At 66.3% G+C, this 8,864-nt stretch carries 8 protein-coding genes; 5 read left to right on the forward strand and 3 right to left on the reverse strand.

Annotation, left to right across the window (positions count from 1 at the left end):
• Positions 1 to 1,001: glycoside hydrolase family 183 protein (locus tag TX88_RS11970; protein ID WP_244438408.1), on the forward strand; the 1,001-nt coding region annotated here is incomplete at its 5' end.
• Here TX88_RS11970 and TX88_RS11975 read toward each other — a convergent pair.
• Complete coding sequence (locus tag TX88_RS11975; RefSeq protein WP_044517016.1) at positions 973 to 1,635, reverse strand: TetR/AcrR family transcriptional regulator; 663 nt, start codon at positions 1,633 to 1,635, stop codon at positions 973 to 975. The genes TX88_RS11970 and TX88_RS11975 overlap by 29 nt on opposite strands.
• A complete protein-coding gene (locus TX88_RS11980; protein ID WP_044517018.1) occupies positions 1,632 to 2,969 on the reverse strand; it encodes an aromatic ring-hydroxylating oxygenase subunit alpha in 1,338 nt (445 codons plus the stop codon). Before TX88_RS11980 ends, TX88_RS11975 begins: the two co-directional genes overlap by 4 nt.
• 99 nt (positions 2,970 to 3,068) lie before the next feature.
• Here TX88_RS11980 and TX88_RS11985 point away from each other — a divergent pair, with 99 nt between their 5' ends.
• On the forward strand, positions 3,069 to 4,829 hold the full coding sequence (locus tag TX88_RS11985) for an N-acyl-D-amino-acid deacylase family protein (RefSeq protein WP_044517020.1): 1,761 nt from the start codon (positions 3,069 to 3,071) through the stop codon (positions 4,827 to 4,829).
• 18 nt (positions 4,830 to 4,847) lie between these two features.
• Complete coding sequence (locus TX88_RS11990) at positions 4,848 to 5,861, forward strand: alpha/beta fold hydrolase (protein ID WP_044517023.1); 1,014 nt, start codon at positions 4,848 to 4,850, stop codon at positions 5,859 to 5,861.
• On the opposite strand, the gene TX88_RS11995 is transcribed toward TX88_RS11990, so the two are convergent.
• Positions 5,806 to 6,423 carry a TetR/AcrR family transcriptional regulator gene (locus TX88_RS11995; protein ID WP_044517025.1) on the reverse strand — a complete coding sequence of 206 codons (618 nt, stop codon included), beginning with the start codon at positions 6,421 to 6,423 and terminating at the stop codon, positions 5,806 to 5,808. The two genes, TX88_RS11990 and TX88_RS11995, sit on opposite strands and share 56 nt — an antisense overlap.
• A 168-nt stretch (positions 6,424 to 6,591) precedes the next feature.
• Between TX88_RS11995 and TX88_RS12000 the strand changes: the two genes are divergently transcribed.
• Positions 6,592 to 7,554, forward strand: a complete 963-nt coding sequence (locus tag TX88_RS12000) for a metal-dependent hydrolase (RefSeq protein ID WP_044517027.1) — start codon at positions 6,592 to 6,594, stop codon at positions 7,552 to 7,554.
• Entirely contained in the window at positions 7,547 to 8,713 is a 1,167-nt protein-coding gene (locus TX88_RS12005) for a DUF7802 domain-containing protein (protein ID WP_044517029.1), read from the forward strand. Before TX88_RS12000 ends, TX88_RS12005 begins: the two co-directional genes overlap by 8 nt.
• Positions 8,714 to 8,864: the final 151 nt, after the last annotated feature.

Genomic DNA, 8,864 nt, shown 5'->3' on the forward strand with positions numbered 1-8,864 from the left:
CGTCGATCGTCGGGTGGGTGACCGGCCCCGACAGCCCCAACCAGACGATCAAGCGCTTCGCCATCACCGGCACCGACCTCGGAATCATGTGGGACAACGGGGATCCGGTGAACCGTCAGGTGTTGATGGCCTTCGGTGACACCAACGGATACTGCGGGATTCCCGGCAAGCAGTGGCGATACAACGCGCTGTTCCGCAGCCAGGACGGTTCGTTGTCGCAGACCGTCGCGGTGCCCGACGGTGTGGTCGCCAACAAATACTCGGGTTCTCCGGTGTGGCGCCAGGGCATTTCCAAGCAGATCATCAACAGCATCGGCCGCGCGCCCGAGGAGACGGGGATCATCCCGACCGCGGGTGTCGCCGTCGGGCGCAACCAGTATCTGAACTTCATGTCGATCCGGAACTGGGACAGCCCCGGAGCATGGTCGACCAACTTCTCGGCGATCGCGATGTCGCCGGACAACGGTGAGAACTGGGGTGTCTACCCGGGGACCATCCGCCCGCCCGGTGGAGGCAACGAGAACTTCCAGATGGGCGCATTCCTCAAGCCCGGCCCGGGTGATCCGTACATCTACACGTTCGGCACCCCGAACGGGCGCGGCGGGTCGGCCTATATCGCGCGGGTGTCCCCGGCCTTCATCCCGGACCTCACGAAATACGAGTATTTCAACGCCGACAACAATGCCTGGGTGCCGGGCAATCCGGCGGCGGCGACACCGGTGATCCCGGGTCCGGTCAGTGAGATGTCAGCCCAGTACAACACCTATCTCAAGCAGTACCTGGTGCTGTACGGCAACGGGATGAACGATGTGGTGATGCGGACCGCGCCGGCACCCCAGGGGCCGTGGAGCCCAGAGCAGTTGATCGCACCGTCGTCACAGATCCCCGGTGGCATCTACGCGCCGTATCTGCATCCGTGGTCCACGGGCAAGGAGCTGTACTACAACCTGTCGCTGTGGTCGGCCTACAACGTCATGCTGATGAAGACCGTGCTGCCTTGACCCGTCCATTGATCTGTCGCCCAGGTGACAGCGGCGCCAGCATCGCCTCGAGGCCGTATTCGAATACCGCGTCGTAGTCGGTGGGGGACTGCAGGGCCGCGACGAGTGCCTGATCGGGCCAGTCCGCGGTCCACAGGGACGGGTCCTCCTCCTGGTGCCGCGGGCCCCGCACAGCCGAGAACAGCATCACCGCAGAGGCGGTCACGTGCACCTGCACGGCCCGCAACACCAGTGCGGCGCGGGTCCCGGTGACGCCCGCCTCGGCCAGCTCGGCGGCGAGTTTCTGCTGGACCGGCAGGAACAACGTCGGCGTCCGGTCCCGCTCGTGGGCGATCGCCAGCAGATGCTGGCGACGGATCAACAGGCTGCGCTGGTTGCGGGCAAGTGCGGCAATCCGATTCACCGGAGTGTCGCCCTCCATGGGCAGCCCGGCCATCTCGGCGACCAGGCGATCGACCAGGCTGTCGAAGAGCGCGTCACGGCCACCGACGTGCCAGTAGATCGAGGTGACGGCCACGCCGATCCGCTCGGCGAGCCCGCGCATCGAGAATGCCTCCACCCCATCGGATTCGATGAGACCGGCCGCCGCGTCGAGGATGACGTCGGCGTCGATCGGCTTTGCCTTCGGACTCATCCGCCGGCTTCCGCCTCGGAGATGCGTTCGGGCCCGGGCAGGTCGAGGTAGCGCTCGAGATTGCGGTGCATGTTGATGATTCTCCGCTCCTCGGCCGAGAGCACCAGATGGGTGAACCCCGGCTGGTGCAAACCGCGCTGCAGGCCGGTCAGTACGGCGATGTCCTGGCTCATCACCACGCCGGGATGGGCCTCCTCGGCGCCCATCCGGACATCCGTCGGCCTCACCCGCGGCGCCTGCGCCGGCATGCGGGTCATCAGCGTCATCACGAGCTGCCCTCGGTCGGGGTCGGGCCCGGGCAACGACGTCATCACCGTCAGATGGTCGGCGCTGGCCAGCAGGGTCAGGTTGGGGAAGATGTTGTACTGGTGCAGGCACATCACCTGGTCGGTGCTGGCCCAGCCGATGTCGACGCCGCGCCCGGCCGCGAATTCCTTGATCTGGGTGGCGATCACGTCGGCCACCGTCTGGCCGGGGGCCCGCCGGTCACGAGGGAAGGGCGTGCCTTCCGCGACGCCCATCAGCGCACCCTGGGTGTACACGTAGGCGTCCCACACTTCTTCGTCGCTCAGCGATTCCGCGAGCCGCGGGCTGGGAACCCCGTAGAGGGATTCGGATTTGCCGGTGTGGCCCCAGATCTTCTGCGGTGCGAAGACGTCGTCCATGCACCGGTGCAGTTCGGGATGCAGGGTCTGGACGTGATAGGTCTCGCTGTAGCCGTCGGCGATGGTCTTCCAGTTGGCGTCGACGTCGATGGTCATCGTTGCGTAGCAACGGAAGTCGCCGAGGCCGCACCAGGCGATGTCGCCGGGGACCGCTTCCAGGTAGTCGGCCAGGGGCATCGCGTCGGGGTCGAGGTTGACGAAGACCAGTCGTTCCCAGGTGTCGACCCGCACCGGAGCCAGCGGAAACTCCGACATGTGCACCGACCCGAACCCCTTGCGATTCGGTATCCGTTTGAGCGCGCCGGCCAGGTCCCAGGTCCAGCCGTGATAGCCGCATTTCAGTTCCCGCAGAGAGGAACCGGCGCCGGTGCACAGGGCGTTGCCGCGATGGCGGCAGGCGTTCTGGAAGGCGCGCAACTCACCGTCGTCCCCGTGGACGATCAGCACTGAATAGGGGCCGCAACGGTATTCGAAGTAGTCGCCCGCCTCGGCCACGTGATCGACCGTGCATGCGGCCTGCCAGACCCGCGGCCACATGCGCTCCACCTCGAGTTGGGCGAATGCCGGTGAGACGTAGCGTTCGGCCGGCACCAGGGTGGGGCGCGCCGGTGGATCACCGATCGCGTCCACCCGCCGTGGGTTGTCGGTGTGCGTGGAAGTCGGGGCCATGGAATGCCTCCCATTGAGAAGGACAAACTCGGGACGGTGGCAATGTAACGGTGTTACATTGCCACCGTAGCGGCCTGAACGCCTCAAGGGAGCAAAAACGTGTTCGATCTCAAAATCACCGGCGGCACCGTCGTCGACGGGACCGGTGCGGACCGGTTCACCGCCGATGTCGCGATCAAGGACGGCAAGATCGTCGAGGTGCACCGGCGCGGCGCCGACGACCCGGCCCTGGGTGGCGACGCGGCCGAAACCATCGACGCCACAGGCAAGATCGTCGCCCCCGGCTTCGTCGACATTCACACCCACTACGACGGCCAGGTCTCCTGGGACGCCGTGCTCGAACCGTCCAGCAACCACGGCGTCACCACCGTGGTGGCGGGCAACTGCGGTGTCGGTTTCGCACCGGTCCGGCCCGGCCAGGAGGAGTGGCTGATCTCCCTGATGGAGGGCGTCGAGGATATCCCCGGCACGGCGCTGACCGAGGGCATCACCTGGGGCTGGGAAACCTTCGGCGAATATCTTGACGTGATCGGACAGCGCGAACTGGCTGTCGACATGGGTACCCAGATCGCCCACGGTGCCATCCGGGCCTACGCCATGGGGGAGCGTGGCGCCCGCAACGAGCCGGCGAACCCCGATGACATCAAAGCGATGGCGAAGCTGGTTCAGGAGGCCATCGAGGCCGGGGCGCTTGGCTTTTCGTCGTCGCGCACCATTGCACACACCGCCATGGACGGCGAGCCGGTGCCCGGCACTTTCGCGGCCGAAGACGAGTTGTTCGCCCTGGGCCGGGCCGCGGCGGCCGGTCGCGCGGCGGTGTTCGAGCTGGCCCCGCAGGGCGCAGCAGGCGAAGACATCGTCGCACCCAAGAAGGAACTCGAATGGATGCGCCGCCTCGGTGAAGAGATCGACTGTGCGCTCAGCTTCGCCCTGATCCAGGTCGACGCCGACCCCAATCTGTGGCGCGACCAGCTCGACCTGTCGGCGGCAGCGCACAAGGCCGGTAGCCGGTTGTTCCCGCAGGTGGCGGCGCGCCCGTTCGGCATGCTGCTGGGCTTTCCCGGCCACCACGCCTTCACGCATCGCCCGACCTACCGGCGCCTGCAGGCCGAATGCACGCCCGAGGAGCTCGCCGAGCGGCTTGCGGACCCGAAGGTGCGCGCGGCGATCCTGGCCGAGGAAGACCTGCCGATCGACCCGAACAAGCTGTTCGACGGCATGTTCATGCTGGCGCAGAATGTGTCAAACCGGCTGTACCACATCGGTGAACCGCCGGACTACGAGCCGACCGACGAGCGCACCGTCGCGGCGATCGCCAAGCAGCGCGGCTTGGACCCGCTGGCCGCGATGTACGACCTGATGCTCGAGGCCAACGCCGGCGCCATGCTGATGTACCCGATGTTCAACTACTCCGACGGCAACCACGAGGCGATCCGCGAGATGCTCACTCACCCTGCCGGCGTGCTGGGCCTGTCCGACGGCGGTGCGCACTGCAGCATGATCTGCGACGCCTCGTACCCGACGTTCCTGCTGACGCACTGGGCCCGCGACCGCCATCGCGGCGAGAAGCTGCCGCTGGAGTACGTGATCCGCAAGCAGTCGCACGACACCGCACAGCTCTACGGGATGTCGGACCGGGGCGTCATCAGCGTGGGCAAGAAGGCCGACGTCAACGTCATCGACCTGGACGCGCTGACCTTGCACGCGCCGAGGATGGCGTATGACCTGCCGGCAGGTGGAAAGCGGTTGGTGCAGGGCGCGAGTGGTTACGACGCGACCATCGTGAGCGGCACGGTGACCCGTCGGCACGGCGTCGACACCGGTGCCCGACCGGGCCGGCTGGTGCGCGGGATCCGCTGATCCGTAAGGTCTTTCGCCATGGCGGATTTTCGTTACGATCCGCGTCAGCGCCCGGCGCAACCTCCGGCGCCGGCCGCTGACGCTTTCACCATCCACACTGCCGTTGTTGCCGAAGGGGTTTCGCTGGCATTTGTCCGCGAGGGCATCGGCGGTGTGCCCCTCCTGCTGGTGCACGGCTATCCCGAGACCAAGCGGATCTGGTGGCGCAACATCGAAGCCCTGGCCGCGGCCGGCTTCGAGGTCATCGTCCCCGATCTGCGCGGCATGGGTGACAGCTCGATCCCGCACGACGACCGGCACGACATCGTCACGTACTCCCGCGATCTGTATGCGTTGGTGCACGACGAGCTGGGGCACGAGTCCTGCCTGATCGCCGCGAGCGATGTCGGGGCTGTGGTCAGCACCGACCTGATTCACCGGTTTCCCGGATTCGTCACGCACTTCTGTGTTTTCAACACCGTGCCGCCCATGGCCGTGGACTATTCGGGAATCGGCACCCGGCATCCTGGATCGGTCGGCGGCGCGGCCGACCCGACCGGTGACTACAGGTGGATGCAGGGTGCCTTTCCCGACGAGCTCGCCGCGATGCTGACCACGCCCGAGGCGCGCAGGCAGTGGGTGGCGGCGATGTACACCAATCGGTTGTGGGGCTCGGCCTACGCGTTCACCCAGTCCGACGTGGATTTCATGACCGAGCCGTTCGCCGACGAGGCGCGGCTACGCGCAGGCTGGGCGTCCTACCAACTGGCCTACGGCCGCGCGATGTCCGAGATCCCGTTGATGGATGCGGTCGAGGTACCCGCCTTGGTGCTGTACGGACCCGACGATCATGTGGTCGGCGAGGATTTCGTCCCCCGCACCGAGCGCGCGTTCCTCAATCGCATCGGGCCGTTGGTGATTCCGGGCGCGGGTCACTTCCTGCAATGGGAGCGTGCCGACATCTTCAACCGGTTGATCCCTGCGGTGTTCGGCGACGTCATCGCGAACCATCGGCGGGCTGCGCCAGAATCGACCCGCCCAACCAGCGTCTGACGAAGCGCCTCAGCTCCTCGGGGCTGCGGGTGGGATCGTTCGGCGCGACGAAGAACGACAGCATCGTGCGCAGGGTGAACTCCACCAGGTCGCGCAGCGATGATTCGTCGTACCCGTACTTCTCCCAGTCGACGTCGAAGCGCGTGATCATCCGCATGCCGAACGCCTGGCCTTCGTCGGAGGCCACGTTGACCGAACTCGCTGCGGCCTGGGGACCCGACAGCATGATGCGCAGGTGCGGTATCCGGGTGACCTCGGCCAGGGTGAACATGACGCCTTCGGTCATCGCCTCGGCGGGATCGGTGATGCCGCGCACGCTCTCGGCGAGCCGGTCGAGAAACCCGTCGACCGTGGCGATGGCCGCCGCGTGCATCAGGGCCTCGGCCGTGGGGAAGTAGCGGTACACGGTCTGGCGGATGACGCCGAGCGATGCCGCGACGTCGGCGATGCTGATGCTGGTGCCGGTCTCGGCGATCAACCGCACCGCCGCGGCCACGATGCGTTCCGAGGCTTCCTCGTCGCTGCCGGGCGGCTGCCCGTCCCACCCCCGCCTACGCGCCACGGTCTGGATTCCTGGCCGGCAACATCTCTGCAGGATATCGCCACCCATCGTTGACGGGCCGCATCCGCGTGTAGTAATCATACAAATCAAGCGTTGCTTGTATGATTACTTTCGAGATCAGCAGGCAGCCGCGGTTCGAGAGTCTCAAGACAAGGCGAGGTGGCACCGATGACGGATCTGATCGTGCGGAAGATGAGGTTCGCGTTCGCGGACCACCGCGTCCCGTTCCTGTGGAACGAGACCAACCCGGCGTTCTCGTCGATGGCCAACGCGGTGTCGTTCCTGGCCATCGCGTTCGAGAAGATGATCGGCCAGATGATCACCGAGGCCATGCCGTTCATCACCGATCCGGCGGTGGCCGAGGAGGCCCAGGCCTTCGTGCGGCAGGAGGGCCAGCATTCGATGGCCCACCGGCAGCACGCCAAGGGATTGATCAAGACCTACCCGGCCCTCAAGGAAACCCTCGACGAGGTGATCAAGGCCTTCGATGACCTGACCGCCGAGACGCCGCTGAAGTACCGGCTGGCCTACACCGCGGATCTGGAGGCGACGTTCACCCCGGTCTTCAAGTTGATGCTCGATCATGACGACACGCTGTTCGCTCCGGGGGACGACCGCGTGGCGTCACTGTTCCTGTGGCACTTCGTCGAAGAGGTCGAGCACCGCAGTTCGGCCCTGATCATCTACGACGCGGTCGCGGATGACCCGTGGTACCGGATGCGGGTCGCCCCGTCGATCTTCAAGCATGTCTGGGCCGTGATGAAGATTGCCTGCGAGGGCTTCAACAAGCACGTTCCTCTGGAGGAACGGCAGATCGACGCGTTGTCGATGTTCGGCATGCAGGCACGGAAAAAGTCACTGCTGCAAAAGCTTCCATTCGGCAACGCAGCCTATGACGGACCGATCGCGAATGCATTCGCGCACCTGCCGGTGCGCGAGATGCTGACCGCCCTTGTAGGTGTTGTCCGCAGCCAGGTTCCAGGGCACAATCCGGCACACGAGAAGTTGCCGGTGCTGGCCGACGAGTGGTTCCAGCGCTACCAGGACGGCTACGACGTGACGCTGTGGTACACCGCAGGTGACGCCGCGGACAGCGCTGCCGACAAGAAGGAAGAACCCGCCGATGTCTGATCTGTGTGCCCCGACCTTCTCAGGTTTGGCTGAGCGCCTGGGCTTTTCGTGTGACACCGCTGGAGGGCTGGTCGAGTTCCGCAACCCGTTCGGGCTGGAGAACTGGACGCTGCCGGTGCTGGAGATCACCGTGATCGTCGGCGCGGTGCTGGCCTTGGTGTACGCCGTCGTGCGGCTGCGCCGTCACAACGATCCCACCAACCTGGTGCTGTGGTTCGGTGCGATCGCCTATCTGCTGATCATCGAACCGCCGCTGTATTTTCCGGGCGCGTTCGGGATCGCCGACCATGTCGACACGATGTTCGCGCACAACGTGTTCACGGTCGACTTCCTGTGGGGCCGGCTGCCGCTCTACATCGTGGCGATCTACCCGATGATGGCGACGGTGGCCTACGAGATCGTCCGGATCCTCGGGGTTTTCCGCCGGCGCGGTGTGCTGGTCGGCGCGATCTGTGTCGGGTTCGTCCACCACGCGTTCTACGAGATCTTCGACCACATCGGGCCGCAGCTGCGGTGGTGGGAGTGGACCCTGGACCATCCGATGAACCAGCCGTTCTTCGATTCGGTGCCGCTGCCCAGCGTCGTCGTGTTCGCGGCCCTGTGGCCGATGTCGTTGGCGTTCTGCGTACAGCTGTTCGTCGGCCGCCACGTCCAGGACGGCAAGACGTTCACCGGCTTGCAGATCTTGTGGCGCACCGTGGTGGTCGGCGTGCTGGCGTCGATCGGCACGGCGGTGCTACCCCTGCCCGCCACGCTCGCCGCGACGATCTCGGGGAGTACTGCGGTAGGCGGGGTGGTCTATGCCGCCGAACTCGTGGTGCTCACCGTGGTGGCGATTCCGGTGCTGTTCAGTCAGTGGTCGAGCCTGCGCAAGGACCGCGACCCGGCCGCCGAGCGGTATTCGAACCCGCTCATCCTGGGCTACGCCGCGGTGTATCTGGCCGTCATGACGGTCCTGTGGCTGACGGCCCTGCCGGCGTACTTCGGCGCCGTCGACGGTGTCACCTCCAACGGTGATCCGATCGGCAGCCTCGCCTACGCGGTGATCTGCGTGCTCATCGCTGGATTGTCGATCGCCGCGGCCGCTACCGCAAATCCCGCTGACCAGCAGCAACGCCCCGATGCGAAAGCGCCGGAGCTGGCGGGCGAGCGGGAATGAGAAGCGAACCCACAGGCGCGCCACCCGGCTGACCGCGTGGGTGATGGGGCAGAATTGCGGGGGTGCCGACACCGCCGCAACGCCCCGGTGAGCCCGGCCGGCAAGGCCGCGGCCCGGTGCCGCCGCCCGACCCGGCCACCCGGCGGCTGCC

Source organism: Mycolicibacterium septicum DSM 44393, assembly GCF_000455325.1.
Taxonomy (GTDB): Bacteria; Actinomycetota; Actinomycetes; order Mycobacteriales; family Mycobacteriaceae; genus Mycobacterium; species Mycobacterium septicum.